The organism is Nonomuraea zeae, from assembly GCF_005889725.1.
Classification (GTDB): domain Bacteria; phylum Actinomycetota; class Actinomycetes; order Streptosporangiales; family Streptosporangiaceae; genus Nonomuraea; species Nonomuraea zeae.
This window is the reverse complement of the sequence record NZ_VCKX01000146.1, coordinates 1-13,823: the sequence shown is the minus strand read 5'-3', so window position 1 is coordinate 13,823 and position 13,823 is coordinate 1. Positions and strand designations below refer to the sequence as shown.

The window sequence follows — 13,823 nt, the reverse complement described above, 5'->3', positions numbered from 1 at the left end:
AGGGATCCGTGCGCGAGAAGATCGCCGACATCGAGCGCGAGCTCATGCTCATCGGGCGCTACAAGGAGCTCGCGGCGGCGTCCGCCGCCCCCGCCGAGCGGAGGCTTGAGCGTAGCAGCAGCTACATCCTGCTCAGCAGGCTGGAGTCGGCTCCCATGTCGATCGGCCAGCTCGCGCAGGCGTTCAGCCTCGACGCCTCCACCGTCAACCGGCAGACCGCGGTCCTGCTCCGCGAGGGGCTGGCCGAGCGCATCCCCGACCCGGAGGGCGGCATGGCGCGCAAGCTCCGCATCACCGCGGAGGGCCTGCGCAGGGTGGGCGAGGAGCGCGCCTACCGGCTCAGCGGCCTGGCCACCGTGCTGAAGGACTGGACCCCGGCGGAGCTGGCCTCCTTCGCCGAGGGCCTGGCGCACTTCAACGCCAGCATCGAGCGTTAGCCGCACCGCCACGGAGGTCAGGCACGCTGCGGCCCGGCGGGCGTGCTCACGCAGCCGCCCGGTGGCCGGGGCCACCGGGCGGGGAGTGCCGTCAGGCGAGGGTCAGCGGGTCGTGCAGACGGTTCCGTTGAGGGTGAAGACGGCGGGCAGGACGTTCGGCCCGCTGTAGTTGCCGACGAAGCCGATCGTGGCCGAGCCGCCCGTGGGCAGCGAGCCGCCGGTGGGCTCGTTGACGACCTTGACGTGCGAGCCCTCCTGCGTCCAGACGGCGCTCCAGCCCGAGCCCAGGCTCTGCCAGGGGCGCGGCCAGTCGAAGCCCAGCGTCCAGCCGTTGATCGGCGCCCCGTTGTTGGTGATGTCGATCGCGCCGACATAGCCGCTGCCCCAGTCGGACTGGTTGGTCAGGCGGACCGAGCAGGAGCTGGTGGCGGGCGTGCCGGTGGTGAACGTCAGGGGCGGTGAGGCCCACGAGACGCCGCCGCCGCTGTCACGGGCGATCACGTTGACCGTGTAGCGGGTGCCCGGCTTGAGGTTGGCGACGGCCAGCGAGGTGCCGCGGCTCTCGCCGAGCTGCTCGCTGACGCCCGAGTCGTTGCGGTAGACCTCGTACTTCGCGATCGGGCGGGCCCCGGCGGAGGCGGCCGGCCAGGAGACGGTGGCGCTCTTGTCGGTGACGTTCGAGGCGACCGGCTGCCCGGGCGCGCCCGGCAGACCGGCCTGGGCGGCGGCGGGACGCACCACGATCGTGGTCATCGACAGCGGCGGGAGCGTCTGGCTCGTGGCGCTGCCCGCGGTGGAGCTCGTGATGGCGGTGGCGCCGTTGGTGTGCGTCAGTACGGGGGGCGCCCCGGCGGCCGGGGTGAGACCGGTGTAGCCGATGGCGACGGGGTAAGAGGTGTCCGACGAGGTGTTGATCAGCAGCACCGCGAGGTCGCCGTTGGGCCTGCGGGCGGCGTGCGCGGCCACCTTGGGCTGGTCGGTGGCGGCGCGGACGAACTGGTCGCCGGGCCGGGCGAACCTGCTCATCATCTGCAGCGCGTAGTACGGCGCGAAGGGCGTGTTCAGGGCCGGCTCGCACACGTCGCCCGCCGCGGTGCACGTCCCGCTCGACAGCAGGCCGAAGTCGCCGTAGTCGGTGTGCCCCTCGACCTGGCTGACGGTGCCGATGCCGTTGTGGACGTTCCACCAGTCCACGCTGAACACCCCGTTGGCCAGCAGCGTGGCGTAGGCGTCGGCGGCGGCCAGCGCGCCGGGCTGGGTGGTGGCGCCGCCGCTGCTGGTGCCGGTGTTGAACTCGGTCATCGCGATGCCGATCCGCTCCGAGCCGGGGCCGGCGTTGGCGGCGATCTGCTGGCGGGTGAGCTGGATCATGTCGGCGACGTGCGCGGCCTTGTCGAAGGCGCCCGGGTACCAGTGCACCACCACGAAGTCGATCTTCGGTCCGGCGATCGACAGGACGACGTTGTTCCAGGTGCCGGCGTCGCCGCCGGCGATGATCCCGTCAGGCCAGTTGGCCGGGGTGGTCAGCACCGCGCCGACCTTGATGGAGGGGTCGGCCGCCTTCATCGCGTCGGAGTAGGCCACGACGTGCCGGGCGTACTCGGCCGGGCTCTTGTCGGCGTGGTCGTCGGCCTCCCAGGCGGCGCCGTAGTGGCCGTTGCCGTAGTTCTCGTTGCCGATCTCCCAGTATTTGACGCCGTAGCCCTTGGTCACGTTGGCGTGCCGGACCCAGGCCGCGGCCTCCTCGGCGGTGCCGGTGCCGTAGTTGGCGGTCACCATCGCCTGCGCTCCGGTCCGCCGCACCCCGCGCATGAACGTGTCGAAGTCCGTGTTCGGCGCCACGTAGCCGCCGGGGGCGGTGTGGTCGGCCCAGTGGTAGATGTCGGAGTAGGAGCCGCCGGGGTAGCGCAGCAGCTTCACGCCGGCGTCCTTGAGCCGGTCGGCGGTCTCGTCGGTGCCCAGGTTGCTGTCCCAGATGGCGTGGTTGGAGCCGATGCCGGTCTGGGGGACGGTGGCCAGCGCGCCACGGGCGTTGACGCTGACCGCCACCGGGGCGGCCTCCGCCGCGGGAGCCGCGGAGATCGAGGCCGTGGCGGCGGCTGGGGCGGCGGCGGGGGCGGACAGAGTGGCCAGCGCCAGCAGGACGGCGGACACTGCGCGTGAACGGGCCTTGTGCATGAGGACACCTCGCCAGGAGCGGACTGTGGTTCGACGTTCCTCCCGACCGGGGGGCACGATGATCCTGAGCCCTGGCGCCGGGGCCGGTCAAACATGGGTGAAAGTTTCACTCCGCCCACAGGCGCGACGTTCCTGACCAGCGGCTCCGGGAATCCGGCGGCGATATTCCTATAAAACCCGCTTGATTTGTGGTCAATACCCGCTTACGTTGATGATCCCAGGTGGAGCCGGAGAGGATGTCATGCGTCGCCTGACCGTCGTCGACCTCGGCGGAGCGCTCGCAGCGGCGCTCCTGGCCGTGCCGCACGCACTGCCAGAGGAGCCGGCGGGGTGACGGGACGCGCCGCCGACTGGCTGCTCGCGCTCGCGGGCGGCGTCCTGCTCACGCTGATGACCCTGTCCAACGCCGTGCTCGCCCGGCACACCGACGCGGTCTTCGCCTCCTGGGCCGCGCACGGGCTCGGCGCCGTGGTGGCGCTGCTCCTGGTGCTGGCCGTCCGCCTCCGAACGCCGGACCGGGATGAGGCCCGCCTCGGCGCCGGCCCGCCCGGCCGGGCGCCGCTCTGGTTCTACCTGGGCGGCATCCCCGGCGCGCTCGTCGTCATCATCTCCGCCGTCGCGGTGAACAGCGAGCTCGCCCTGGCCGGGACCGTGGCGCTGATGCTCACCGGGCAGGTCGTCTTCGGCGTCGTCTCCGACCACCTGGGCCTGCTGCGCATCCCGAAACGCCGGATCACCGGCATGGATCTGGCCGTCGCCGGATGCGTCCTGGCCGGCAGCGTGCTGATCGTGCTCGGCGGGGCGTGAGCGATGCTCTTCCCCATCCTGCTCGCCCTGCTCAACGGGGTGCTCATCGGCACGAGCCGGGCCATCAACGGCCAGCTCGGCACGCGGACCGGCGCGTTCAGGGCCTCCGTCTGGAACCACGCGGTGGGTTTCGCCTTCCTGACGGCGGTCATGCTCGTCATGGGCGTCTGGCCGCAGATCACGGACGTGCCGGCCGCCGCCTACGCCGGCGGCGTGTTCGGCGCGCTCTTCGTGGCGGTCAACAGCCATGTCTTCCCCCGGCTCGGCGCGATGAACGCCTCCGTGCTGGTCATCAGCGGCCAGGTGCTCTCCGCCGTCGTCATCGACTGCGTCCGGCAGGGCACGGTGCCCGCCCCGGTCCGGCTCGCCGGCGTCGCCCTCGTCCTCCTGGGGCTCAGCCTGCCCCGCGTGAGCGCGAGCCGGGCGTTCGCCGCCGCCCACGCCCGCCTGCGCCGCCTCCACCGCTGAATCAGCCCCCACGTCCCGGAGAAGATCCGCGCCGCCCGCTGACCGCGCCATGACGGCGGGCGGGTCAGCCGGGCAGGATGCGGAAGCCGGCGTCCACGGGGATGCGAGTGCCCGTGACGGCGTCGAACCCGCCGCCGAGGACGGAGCCGATCACCGCGGCGACGTCCTGCGGCTCCAGCATCCGGCCGAGCACCGCGCGGCGGGCCAGCGCCGCCTCGACCTCGGGCGTGCGCACGGCCGCGCTACCCTCGGTGCGTACGGCCCCGGGCGACACGGTGTTCACCGCGATCCCCCAGGCGCCGGCCTCGGCCGCCACGTGCTGGGCGAACGTGTCGAGCGCCGCCTTCGCGGTCGAGTGCGCGATCGAGCCGGGACGTACGTGGTCGGCGCTGATGCTGGAGACGTAGACGATCCGGCCCCCGCCCTGCGCCCGCATGCGGCCGAGGGCCTGCACGGTGACGTGGAAGGCGGCGGCCAGCTCGCCGGTGACCTTGCCCGCGAAGTCCTCCCAGGGCATCTCCGCGAGCGGCGCGAACGGCGGGCTGATGTTGGCGTTGCAGACGAGCGCGTCCACCCGGTCGCAGGCGCCGACGAGGGCGGCCGCCTGCCCGGGGTCGCACACGTCGGCCCGCACGGCCCGCGCCGTGCCGCCCGCCGCCTCGATCTCCTTGACCACCCTTTCCGCCGCCGTCGCGTCGCTGCGATAGTTGACGATCACGTGGAATCCGCGTCGGGCCAGTTCCTGTGCCGTCGCGGCGCCGATGCCGCGGCCGGCGCCGGTGACGAGCGCGATCTGTTTCATGCCTCAGCCTCCCTCTCTCCGGCGGCCGACTTTAGAGAATCGGGCATTCTGTGGGAAAGTACCTACCTTCGGGTGAGCTCCCCACCTTTTCGTCGGTGTCCAGCTCGACGCGTCCCACGGTGACGTGTCTCACATCGCCCGTTAAAGCGGGCAATAACCCATATTTCCCACTTGTTTACCGGTAATCTCACGGGTTACGCGATCACCAGGAGGCGGGATGACGGCACCGGCCGATCCGTTCGACGGCGGCGACCACGAGATCGGCCGCCTGCTCAGCGGCTTCCAACAGGACATGGCGGCGCTGGAGCGGCTGAGCGACCAGATCGCCGCCGTCAGAGGCCGGGGCGAGGCGGCGGAGGGGCGCGTGGTGGTCGAGGTGACGCAGTCCGGCGGGCTCGCCGGGCTCACCATCGACCCGCGCGCCATGCGGCTCGGCTCCACCGAGCTGGCGGCGGCCATCCTCGACGCCGCGGCCAAGGCGGCCCGGGACGCCGAGCACGGGACGAGCAGCCTCGTGGCCCCGTTCATCAGCGGCACGGTGCTGGACGGCGACGACGCACGCGGGAGCAGGCGTTGAGCACCATCCCAGGCCCGCAGGACAGCGGGCGCGGCCGGTGAGCATCAGCCCGGGCCGCGCGAGCATCTACGGCTTCGGCGCCCTCGGCCTCGCGGCCTTCGTGTTCAAGATGCTCGCTGTCGACTATCCGGAGGGCGATCCGGCCAAGGCGCGCCTGGCCGCCGGCGTCTGGTCCCGGCTGGCCGACGACATCGAGCGGAGCCCGGACCGCAGCTATCCGGCCGCGGCGGCGGTGTGGCGGACCAGCAGCGGGCAGGGCGTGGATGCCTTCAAGTCGGCCGTCACCGCGGGGCTGTACCCGCAGCCCGAGGAGGCGGGGTACGCCGCCAAGCTCGCCCGGCGCTGCCGGCAGAACAGCGCGGCCTGCACCGACTTCGCCGAAGTGATCGAGACGGCGCAGCACGCGTACTGGACGCTGGCGATCGCGAACTTCGCCAGCTTCATCTTCATCTCCACCTTCCCCTGGCAGGCCGGGACGGCGTACGAGATCGCCCAGTTCCTCACGCGGCGGGCGCAGGCGGGCGTGCTGGCCAAGCTGCTGGAGCACAGCATCGCCAGGATCGTGCTGAGCAAGCTGACCGAATACACGATCGGCAGCGCGTTCTTCGCCGTGGGCGACGTGGCGGTGGTCGCGGGCGTCAAGGCGGTACGGGGCGAGGACCCCGGCTCGCTGAAGGAGAACGCGACGCAGGCACTGAAGGAGTTCGCCGCCTCCGTGGCCTTCTACGGCGTGTTCGACGCCGCCGCGCCGCTGGCCAGGCAGGCGACCCGCAACGCGGACGTGCAGTACTTCCTGAGCCGGATGGCCGGGGGGTCGCTGGGCTACGGCCCCTCGTACGACGCCATGAACGGCCAGGAGGGCACCGACCTCATCCCCACCTGGAAAGAGACCCTCGGCAGAGCGCTGCTGTACTTCACGATGGCCCACAAACCGGCCGGCTGAGAGGACGACATGGAGATCAACCGGACCGGGATCCGGTCGTCGGCGAACGCGTTCGACAACGAGCGGCACACGCTCGGCGTGCACGCCGCGCAGGCGCGCAAGGAGCTGGAGGCCATCGGGAACTTCTGGGGCGGCAGCAAGGAGGGCACCACCTTCCTCAAGGGCGAGGGCGGCGCGTCGGGCTACGAGGCGGTCACCGGCCAGATCATGGAGGGCGTCGACGTGTTCCGCGAAGCCCACCACGAGATCGCCGAACGCCTGCGCCTGATGGCGGACCTGGTCCGGGTGGGCGACTGGGACAGCGTGACCGACCTGCTGTCCAGGCTGCCGGCCGCCGATCCCAACCGGAAGATCTGGGGCACTAGCTAGGCCAAACGACCCGTTACGTAGATCTTTTCCGGCGTTCTTCCACGTCAGGGCTATTTCCGATTACACTTTCGGGATGCGTTATGTCCCTTTTGTCCTGGTTGCTGCTGCGTCGATCGCGTTCCACGCGACCCCCGCCGCGGCCATCACCAACGGCTCTGTCGACGGTGACGCCCACCCGGAAGTCGGGGCGCTCATCGCGGACAAGCCGAACCCGGACGGCACCTGGAGCTACTGCACGGGAACGCTCATCTCGCCGACCGTCTTCCTGACCGCCGCCCACTGCGGCGAGAAGAAGCAGACGACCGCCAAGGTCTCCTTCAGCGGCCGCTACGAGCCCGGCGACGCACTCTACACCGGCCGCTACATCCCGGACCCGCGCTTCAATCCCAAGGGCGACCTGCACGACATGGCCGTCGTCGTCTTCGGCAAGCCGGTCGACGGCATCAAGCCCGCCCAGCTGCCCGGCGCGGGCCTGCTGGACCGCCTGGAGGCCGACGGCAAGCTGAAGTCCACCCGGTTCACCCCGGTCGGATACGGCTCTCTCGCGCCCACCAAGGCGCCGGCCAAGGGCTCGAACAAGAAGGCGCACGGTAGCCGGTACCACTACACCGACACCCGCTACCACGCGTCCATCTCCTTCAACGACCTGTCCGGCAAGTGGCTCGACCTCTCGCTGCGCGCCAAGAGCGACGGCAGCACCTGCTTCGGCGACTCCGGCGGCCCAAACTTCCTCGGCGGACCCGACTCGCACCTCCTGGTGGCGACGTCCATCAGCGGAGCCGACGACGCCTGCAGGGCGACCAACTACGACTACCGCCTGGACTCCGCCACGGCCAGGAAGTTCCTCGGCAAGTACGTCACCCTTCCCTGAACGGGAACGGCGGCGCGGGCGGGCGGGGCGCTTCGACCCCGTCCTGACCCGCGCCGGTGAAGGGGCGGGGCGCCGGGTCGGGCCTCGGCGGCGCCTGGTCGACGAGCGCCTGGATCGCCGTCCTGCGCCGCTCGATGCCCGCCCCGTCGATGCTGATCCGCGGCCTGTTTCGACTCTTGTCATCAGTCACGGTCACGGAGCGTACTGACCCGCTCACCAAGAGCGGGTCACGAGCAGGCTAGTCCTCGACCGCCTTGAGCACCGCGTCCGCGATCGAGCGCGGGTCCACCCCGAAGTGCTCGCGTACGGCCTCCCGCGTGCCGGACAGCCCGAACCCGTCGGTGCCCAGCGAGGCCCACGGCTGGTCGACCCACGGCCGGATCTGGTCAGGCACCGCCCGCATCCAGTCGCTGACCGCGATCACCGGGCCCTCGGCCCCCGCGAGGGCCTGCCGCAGGTACGGCACGCCGGTCGCGGTCATGGCCTCGCGCCGCAGCTCGCTCCACGAGGTGACCGACCAGACGTCGACGCCGAGGCCGTACTCGTCCTGGAGCAGCCGCTGGGCCTCCAGCGCCCAGTGGATCGCGGTGCCGCTGGCCAGCAGGTGCGCCGCGCCGCCGCCGGCGGAGTAGCGGTAGATGCCCTTGACGATGCCCTCCTCGACGCCCTCGGGCATCGCGGGCTGCGGCATCGGCTCGTTGTAGAGGGTCAGGTAGTAGAACACGTCCTCCGCGTCGGGTCCGTACATCCTCCTGAGCCCGTCCCGCACGATCACGGCGACCTCGTAGGCGAAGGCCGGGTCGTAGGCCAGGCAGGCCGGGTTGGCGGAGGCCAGGAGCTGCGAGTGCCCGTCCGCGTGCTGCAGCCCCTCCCCCGTCATCGTGGTCCGCCCGGCGGTCGCGCCGATGAGGAACCCGCGGCCGAGCTGGTCGGCCAGGGCCCACATCTGGTCGCCGGTCCGCTGCCAGCCGAACATCGAGTAGAAGATGTAGAAGGGGATCATCGGCTCGCCGTGCGTGGCGTAGCTGGAGGCCGCGGCGGTGAACGACGCCATCGAGCCCGCCTCGGTGATGCCCTCGATGAGGATCTGCCCGTCCACCGCCTCCTTGTACGACAGCAGCAGCTCGCGGTCGACGGCTTCGTACCGCTGGCCGAGCGGCGAGTAGATCTTCGCCGTGGGGAAGAGCGACTCCATGCCGAACGTCCTGGCCTCGTCCGGCACGATCGGCACCCAGCGCCGGCCGGACTCCGGCTCCTTCATCAGGTCCTTGACCAGCCGTACGAACGCCATCGTGGTGGCGATCGGCTGCGCCGACCCCTTGGCCAGGGCGCCGAAGGGGCGCTCGCCGGGCTGCGGCAGCACGTGGTGGGAGACCGTACGGGCGGGGATCGGCCCGCCGAGGGCCTGCCGCCGCTCGGCCGCGTACCGGGCCTCGGGCGAGTCGGGCCCCGGATGCAGGTACGGGGGCAGGTCGCCGCTGAGCGCCGCGTCGGAGACCGGCAGGCCGAGCCGGTCGCGCATGACGCGGAACTCGTCCTGGGTGAGCTTCTTCATCTGGTGGTTGGCGTTGCGCGCCTCGACGCCCGCGCCCAGCGTCCAGCCCTTGACGGTCTGCACCAGGACCACCGTGGGCGCGTCGGTGTGCTCAAGCGCCTTGCGGTAGGCGGCGTACACCTTGCGCGGCTCGTGGCCGGCCCGCGACCCGCCGACGATCCTGCGCAGGTCCTCGTCGGAATGGGGCACCTCCAGCCCCTCGAAAAGCCGCTCCCTGATGTAGCCGCCGGTCGAGGCGGCGAACGTCTGGAACTGCCCGTCCGGGATCTCGCCGAGCCTGGCCACCAGCTCGTCGGAGCCGAGCAGGCCGTCCCACTCCTGCCCCCACAGCGCCTTGACCACGTGCCAGCCCGCGCCCTTGAAGACGCTCTCCAGCTCCTGCACGATGCGGGTGTTGCCGCGGACCGGCCCGTCGAGCCGCTGGAGGTTGCAGTTGATCACGAACGTGAGGTTGTCCAGCCCCTCCCTCGCCGCCAGCGTGAGCGCCGCCGTGGACTCGGGCTCGTCCATCTCGCCGTCGCCGAGGAAGGCCCAGACGTGGCTGCCCGAGGTGTCTTTGATGCCACGGTTGTGCAGGTAGCGGTTGAAGCGGGCCTGGTAGACCGCGTTCAGCGGGCCGAGCCCCATGGACACGGTCGGGAACTGCCAGAAGCCGGGCATGGCCCTCGGGTGCGGGTAGGACGGCAGCCCGCCCTCGGTCTCGCGCCTGAACAGGTCGAGCCGCTCCTCGCTGAGCCGGCCCTCCAGGAAGGCCCTGGCGTAGACGCCGGGCGAGGCGTGGCCCTGGAAATAGACCTGGTCGCCGGAGCCGTGGAAGAAATGGTTGAACCCCACCTCGTAGAGCCACGCGGCCGAGGCGTAGGTGGCCAGGTGGCCGCCCAGCCCGAGCTTGCTGCCCCGGCTGACCATGACCGCGGCGTTCCACCGGTCGTAGGCCGCGATGCGCTCTTCCAGCGCCAGATCACCCGGATAGGCGGGCTCATCCCGCGTGGGCACCGTGTTGACGTATCGCGTGCTCGTGGCCAGCTTGCGCAACAGGTAGTCGGCCCGATCGGGACCGGCCGCCCGGCGGACCGCCTCGAGGGATTCGAGCCATTCGGCGGTCTCTTGCGGATCGAGATCTCTCTGCATGCATACCATTAAACACCCTATGATCGATCATCCGATGAGAGGATATAACCGGTGGAACCTGTAGGGCGGCGGCCGTTGCGCGAGGAGATCCGCAAGGTGCTGGTCGACGGCCTGATCAGCGGCCGATGGGAGCCGGGTGACCGGATCGTGGAGCGCCGTCTGGCCACCGAACTGCAGGTCAGCCAGGCTCCGGTACGCGAGGCGCTGCGCGAGCTCGAAGCCCTCAGGTTGATCGAGTCATCCCCCAACAGGGGCGCGCGGGTCCGCGGGTTCGCGCCCTCGGACCTGCGCGAGGTCTATCAGGTGCGGGCGGGGCTGGAGGAGACGGCCACCCGTCTGGGCCGGCCCTCGGTTGAGGCGCTGCGGGCCCACGTGACCGGCCTGCACGCCGCCGTCGCCGCCGATTCCCTGGATGACCAGGTACGCCACGGCGTGGCGTTCCACCGGGAGATCGTGGCGGCGGCCGGCAACGCGCTGCTGCTGTCGGTGTGGGAGTCGCTGGGCATCGAGGTGTGGACGCACGTGTCGATCCGGCTGTTCAGGATGCGGCCACATGAGAACGCGGCCGACCACGAGCCCCTCGTGGAGGCGTTCGGCCGGAACGACCCGCAGGTCGGCCGCCTGCTCCACGACCACGTACTCGGCTACGCCCCCTGAACCCCGGGCGTGCCGGATCCCGATCCGGCGCTCAGCCGAGCTTGAGCAGCAGCCCGGCGAGCTCGTCCGGCATGGTGATCATGCAATCGTGGCCGGTCGGCAGCTCCCACACCTGCGCCGGGTCGCCGTTGGGCTGCGTCTCGGGGACGGGCCGCCGGGTGATCCCTTCCGGTACGCCGGCGACGCAGTGGATATGCGTCTGCGGGATCGTCCGCACGGCCGGGTTGTCCAGCCGGACCGGTTGCCGGAGGCAGCCCACCGGCTGATCCGACAGCATCGTGCGCAGCCAGGCGACGTCCGCCGGGTCCGTGACCCCGAACAGGCCCATGGGCGGCGGCAGCTCCGGCAGCGGCGGGATCCGCCAGCCGGCGCCGGACTCCGCGGCGCGCTCGATCAGGGCCTGGGTCATGGGCTGGACGTCGATCGCGCTCTCGCCGTCCTCCGGGACCATCGCGTCGAGGTACACCAGATGGGCGATGCGATCGGGGACCTGGTTGGCGGCGGACGAGATGACCAGGCCGGCGTAGCTGTGCCCGACGAGTATCACCTCGGTGAGGTCCTCCTCGGTGATCAGCCTGACGACGTCGTCCACGTGCGTGTCCAGCCCTACCTCGGGGCCGAGCAGGTGGGCCTTGTCGCCGTAGCCGGTCAGGGACGGCGCGAGCACCCGGTGCCCGGCCGACGCCAGCAACGGGACCACCCGTTCCCAGGCCTGCCCGCTGTGCCAGGCACCGTGAACCAGCAGATATGTCGACATGGTGTCGCTCCTTGCCATGCTTTGTCCGCGCCGGGCGCGGAGGATGAGGGCCACCGGCCGAGTTCGCCAGGTGGGCCGGTGACCAGGCTGCTGTCCCGGCTCGGACGGAGCCAGAGCCCTCGCGATCCTGGGGGTGACAGGACCAGGCAGGCGCGTGGTCGCGCTCACTACAGTGGAGAAATGAGCGACGAATCGAACCTCCTGGGCGATTACGTGCGCGCTCGCCGCGAGCTGGTCACCCCCGAACAGGCCGGGATCCCCGCTTCGGGAGTGCGCCGCGTGCCCGGCCTGCGCCGGGAGGAGGTCGCGATGCTCGCCGGCATCAGCGCCGACTACTACCTGCGCCTGGAGCAGGGCCGCGACCGCCACCCGTCCGTGCAGGTCCTCGAGTCGCTCGCCCGCGTGCTGCGGCTCGACGACGACGCGACGGCGTACCTGCTGCGGCTCGGCGCCGACAAGCCCCGGCGGCGCCGGCGGCGGCCCCGCAAGGAGACCGTCCCGCCGAGCGTCGCCCAGCTCGTCACCACGCTCCCGCTGCCCGCGTACGTCGAGGGCCGCTACTTCGACGTCCTCGCCGCCAACCGCTTGGCGACGGCTCTGTCACCGCGCCTCGCGGCGGGGGCCAACCGCCTGCGTGACGTGTTCCTCGACCCCGCGGAGCAGGCCCTCTACCCCGACTGGGAGAGCGCCGCCGCGGGCATGGTCGCCGGCTTCCGCGAGTCCGTGGGCACCGACACGGACGACCCCCGGTTCATCGAGCTCGTCGGCGAGCTCTCTCTCGCCAGCCCTCTCTTCAGCCGGCTCTGGGCCCGGCACGACGTGGAGGCGTGCGAGGGCACGTCCAAGCACATCGACCATCCCCAGGTCGGCGATCTGTGGCTGAACCGGGAGCGGCTGAGCATCGGCGGCGCGCCCGGCCGGCTGCTGGTCATCTTCCACCCGGATCCCGGCAGCGACAGCGCAGGCAAGCTGGCGCTCCTCGCCTCGGCCGCGCAACCGCCGGCCGCGGCCACCTCCCCCTCTGATAACGCCCCCGCTGTTTGACTGCGGCCTGGCCTTTCCGCCGCCTTGGTCCGGGCGCCCCGCTCCCGTCTGCGCGCCCTTCCGGCGGCACCGAAACGGTCGGATGATCCGCTGTTCACTAGACTTCGCCCATGACCTCGACGAAGGACCAGCCCGTCCGGCCGCGCACCATCGCCCAGCTCGCCGAGCTGGCCGGGGTGTCGACCGCGACGGTCTCCAAAGTGGTGAACGGCAGGTCCGAGGTGGCGCCGGAGACCCGGGCGCAGATCGAGCGGCTCATCAGCGAGCACGGCTACCGCAGGCAGCGGCGGCGCGGCAGCCCGGCCGCCCTGGTGGAGCTGGTCTTCCACGCGCTCGAAGGCGACTACCCCATCGAGATCATCAAGGGCGTCGAGCAGGTCGCCCGCGAGAACAGCCTGGCCGTGGTGCTGTCGGAGCTGCGGCGACGCCACGTTCCCGGGCGGAGCTGGATCGAGGAGGTGCTGAGCCGCCGTCCCACCGGCGTGATCGCGGTCTTCTCCGGCTTGACCGACGAGCAGCGCGACCAGCTCACCACCCGCGACATCCCGCTCGTCCTGCTCGACCCGAGCGGGGACCCCGGACTCAAGGAGCCTTCCGTCGGCGCGAGCAACTGGAGCGGCGGGCTGTCGGCCACCCGCCACCTGCTCGGGCTCGGCCACCGGCGCATCGCCGTGATCACCGGCCCCGATTACGCGATGGCCAGCCGGGCCAGGCTCGACGGCTACCGCGCCGCGCTCGAGGCGGCCGGCGTGCCCGTCGATCCGGAGCTGATCGGCCGGGGTGACTTCCTGGTCGAGGGCGGCCTGACCCAGGCGCAGCGGCTGCTGCGCCTGCCCGATCCGCCTACCGCGATCTTCGCCTGCAACGACGGCCAGGCGATGGGCGTCTACCAGGCGGCTCACGAGCTGCGGCTGCGCATCCCCGACGACCTGAGCGTGGTCGGCTTCGACGACCTGCCGTCGATGCGGTGGATGACCCCGCCGCTGACCACCATCCGCCAGCCGCTGACCGAGATGGGCGCCGCGGCCGCCACCATGCTGGTGGCGCTCGCACAGGGCGCGCCGCTCCCGCAGAGCCGCATCGAGCTCGGCACCGACCTTGTCGTCCGCGCCAGCACCGCGCCGCCGGCCCGCTGATTTCCGATCTTCGCGCCGTACGTGCCGGAGGACTGTACGAGTCGGAGGGCCGTACGGACGGATCGGAAGGAACGGGCGGATCGGGAGGGGG

At 71.6% G+C, this 13,823-nt stretch carries 15 protein-coding genes; 10 read left to right on the top strand and 5 right to left on the bottom strand.

The genetic code is table 11. From position 1 onward, the window contains the following. Positions 1–8: 8 nt before the first annotated feature. Positions 9–437 (top strand): MarR family winged helix-turn-helix transcriptional regulator, encoded by a 429-nt coding sequence (locus tag ETD85_RS36335; protein WP_206059059.1) that lies wholly within the window; start codon positions 9–11, stop codon positions 435–437. Positions 438–539: 102 nt separating this feature from the next. Here ETD85_RS36335 and ETD85_RS66990 read toward each other — a convergent pair whose 3' ends face one another. Further along, on the bottom strand, positions 540–2,615 hold the full coding sequence (locus tag ETD85_RS66990; protein WP_138694352.1) for a cellulose binding domain-containing protein: 2,076 nt from the start codon (positions 2,613–2,615) through the stop codon (positions 540–542). Between the two features lie 330 nt (positions 2,616–2,945). Here ETD85_RS66990 and ETD85_RS36325 point away from each other — a divergent pair, with 330 nt between their 5' ends. Next, positions 2,946–3,422, top strand: coding sequence for a DMT family transporter (locus ETD85_RS36325; RefSeq protein ID WP_206059057.1), 477 nt, complete (start codon positions 2,946–2,948; stop codon positions 3,420–3,422). A 3-nt stretch (positions 3,423–3,425) separates the two neighbouring features. Then, positions 3,426–3,890, top strand: a complete 465-nt coding sequence (locus ETD85_RS36320) for a DMT family transporter (protein WP_138694351.1) — start codon at positions 3,426–3,428, stop codon at positions 3,888–3,890. A 64-nt stretch (positions 3,891–3,954) separates the two neighbouring features. Here ETD85_RS36320 and ETD85_RS36315 read toward each other — a convergent pair whose 3' ends face one another. Beyond that, the gene (locus tag ETD85_RS36315; RefSeq protein WP_138694350.1) at positions 3,955–4,692 is read right to left on the bottom strand and encodes an SDR family oxidoreductase; all 738 of its coding nucleotides are present in this window, start codon (positions 4,690–4,692) and stop codon (positions 3,955–3,957) included. 217 nt (positions 4,693–4,909) lie between these two features. Here ETD85_RS36315 and ETD85_RS36310 point away from each other — a divergent pair, with 217 nt between their 5' ends. The 4 genes from ETD85_RS36310 to ETD85_RS36295 all read left to right on the top strand — a co-directional run bounded on the left by ETD85_RS36310 (position 4,910) and on the right by ETD85_RS36295 (position 7,452). After that, on the top strand, positions 4,910–5,269 hold the full coding sequence (locus ETD85_RS36310; protein WP_138694349.1) for a YbaB/EbfC family nucleoid-associated protein: 360 nt from the start codon (positions 4,910–4,912) through the stop codon (positions 5,267–5,269). 37 nt (positions 5,270–5,306) lie between these two features. Continuing rightward, positions 5,307–6,212 carry a WXG100-like domain-containing protein gene (locus ETD85_RS36305; protein WP_138694348.1) on the top strand — a complete coding sequence of 302 codons (906 nt, stop codon included), beginning with the start codon at positions 5,307–5,309 and terminating at the stop codon, positions 6,210–6,212. A gap of 9 nt (positions 6,213–6,221) precedes the next feature. Continuing rightward, the gene (locus tag ETD85_RS36300) at positions 6,222–6,581 is read left to right on the top strand and encodes a hypothetical protein (RefSeq protein ID WP_138694347.1); all 360 of its coding nucleotides are present in this window, start codon (positions 6,222–6,224) and stop codon (positions 6,579–6,581) included. Between the two features lie 73 nt (positions 6,582–6,654). Continuing rightward, complete coding sequence (locus ETD85_RS36295; RefSeq protein ID WP_138694346.1) at positions 6,655–7,452, top strand: trypsin-like serine protease; 798 nt, start codon at positions 6,655–6,657, stop codon at positions 7,450–7,452. Here the strand turns inward: ETD85_RS36295 and ETD85_RS36290 are convergent. Continuing rightward, positions 7,439–7,642, bottom strand: coding sequence for a hypothetical protein (locus ETD85_RS36290; RefSeq protein WP_138694345.1), 204 nt, complete (start codon positions 7,640–7,642; stop codon positions 7,439–7,441). The two genes, ETD85_RS36295 and ETD85_RS36290, sit on opposite strands and share 14 nt — an antisense overlap. 48 nt (positions 7,643–7,690) lie before the next feature. Continuing rightward, the gene (aceE, locus tag ETD85_RS36285) at positions 7,691–10,138 is read right to left on the bottom strand and encodes a pyruvate dehydrogenase (acetyl-transferring), homodimeric type (protein WP_206059056.1); all 2,448 of its coding nucleotides are present in this window, start codon (positions 10,136–10,138) and stop codon (positions 7,691–7,693) included. A 51-nt stretch (positions 10,139–10,189) separates the two neighbouring features. Between aceE and ETD85_RS36280 the strand changes: the two genes are divergently transcribed. After that, positions 10,190–10,795 (top strand): GntR family transcriptional regulator, encoded by a 606-nt coding sequence (locus ETD85_RS36280; protein WP_138694343.1) that lies wholly within the window; start codon positions 10,190–10,192, stop codon positions 10,793–10,795. Positions 10,796–10,826: 31 nt separating this feature from the next. On the opposite strand, the gene ETD85_RS36275 is transcribed toward ETD85_RS36280, so the two are convergent. Further along, positions 10,827–11,552, bottom strand: coding sequence for an alpha/beta fold hydrolase (locus tag ETD85_RS36275; RefSeq protein WP_138694342.1), 726 nt, complete (start codon positions 11,550–11,552; stop codon positions 10,827–10,829). 180 nt (positions 11,553–11,732) lie between these two features. On the opposite strand from ETD85_RS36275, the gene ETD85_RS36270 reads away from it, so the two are divergent. Continuing rightward, the gene (locus ETD85_RS36270) at positions 11,733–12,596 is read left to right on the top strand and encodes a helix-turn-helix domain-containing protein (RefSeq protein ID WP_138694341.1); all 864 of its coding nucleotides are present in this window, start codon (positions 11,733–11,735) and stop codon (positions 12,594–12,596) included. Between the two features lie 110 nt (positions 12,597–12,706). Continuing rightward, positions 12,707–13,732 carry a LacI family DNA-binding transcriptional regulator gene (locus ETD85_RS36265; RefSeq protein WP_138694340.1) on the top strand — a complete coding sequence of 342 codons (1,026 nt, stop codon included), beginning with the start codon at positions 12,707–12,709 and terminating at the stop codon, positions 13,730–13,732. Positions 13,733–13,823: the final 91 nt, after the last annotated feature.

Bases quoted from the DNA above. Each gene is read 5' to 3' on its own strand.
- ETD85_RS66990 (WP_138694352.1), bottom strand. From the start codon at position 2,615: ATGCACAAGGCCCGTTCACGCGCAGTGTCCGCCGTCCTGCTGGCGCTG.
- ETD85_RS36320 (WP_138694351.1), top strand. From the start codon at position 3,426: ATGCTCTTCCCCATCCTGCTCGCCCTGCTCAACGGGGTGCTCATCGGC.
- ETD85_RS36315 (WP_138694350.1), bottom strand. From the start codon at position 4,692: ATGAAACAGATCGCGCTCGTCACCGGCGCCGGCCGCGGCATCGGCGCC.
- ETD85_RS36310 (WP_138694349.1), top strand. From the start codon at position 4,910: ATGACGGCACCGGCCGATCCGTTCGACGGCGGCGACCACGAGATCGGC.
- ETD85_RS36300 (WP_138694347.1), top strand. From the start codon at position 6,222: ATGGAGATCAACCGGACCGGGATCCGGTCGTCGGCGAACGCGTTCGAC.
- ETD85_RS36295 (WP_138694346.1), top strand. From the start codon at position 6,655: ATGCGTTATGTCCCTTTTGTCCTGGTTGCTGCTGCGTCGATCGCGTTC.
- aceE (WP_206059056.1), bottom strand. From the start codon at position 10,138: ATGCAGAGAGATCTCGATCCGCAAGAGACCGCCGAATGGCTCGAATCC.
- ETD85_RS36275 (WP_138694342.1), bottom strand. From the start codon at position 11,552: ATGTCGACATATCTGCTGGTTCACGGTGCCTGGCACAGCGGGCAGGCC.
- ETD85_RS36270 (WP_138694341.1), top strand. From the start codon at position 11,733: ATGAGCGACGAATCGAACCTCCTGGGCGATTACGTGCGCGCTCGCCGC.
- ETD85_RS36265 (WP_138694340.1), top strand. From the start codon at position 12,707: ATGACCTCGACGAAGGACCAGCCCGTCCGGCCGCGCACCATCGCCCAG.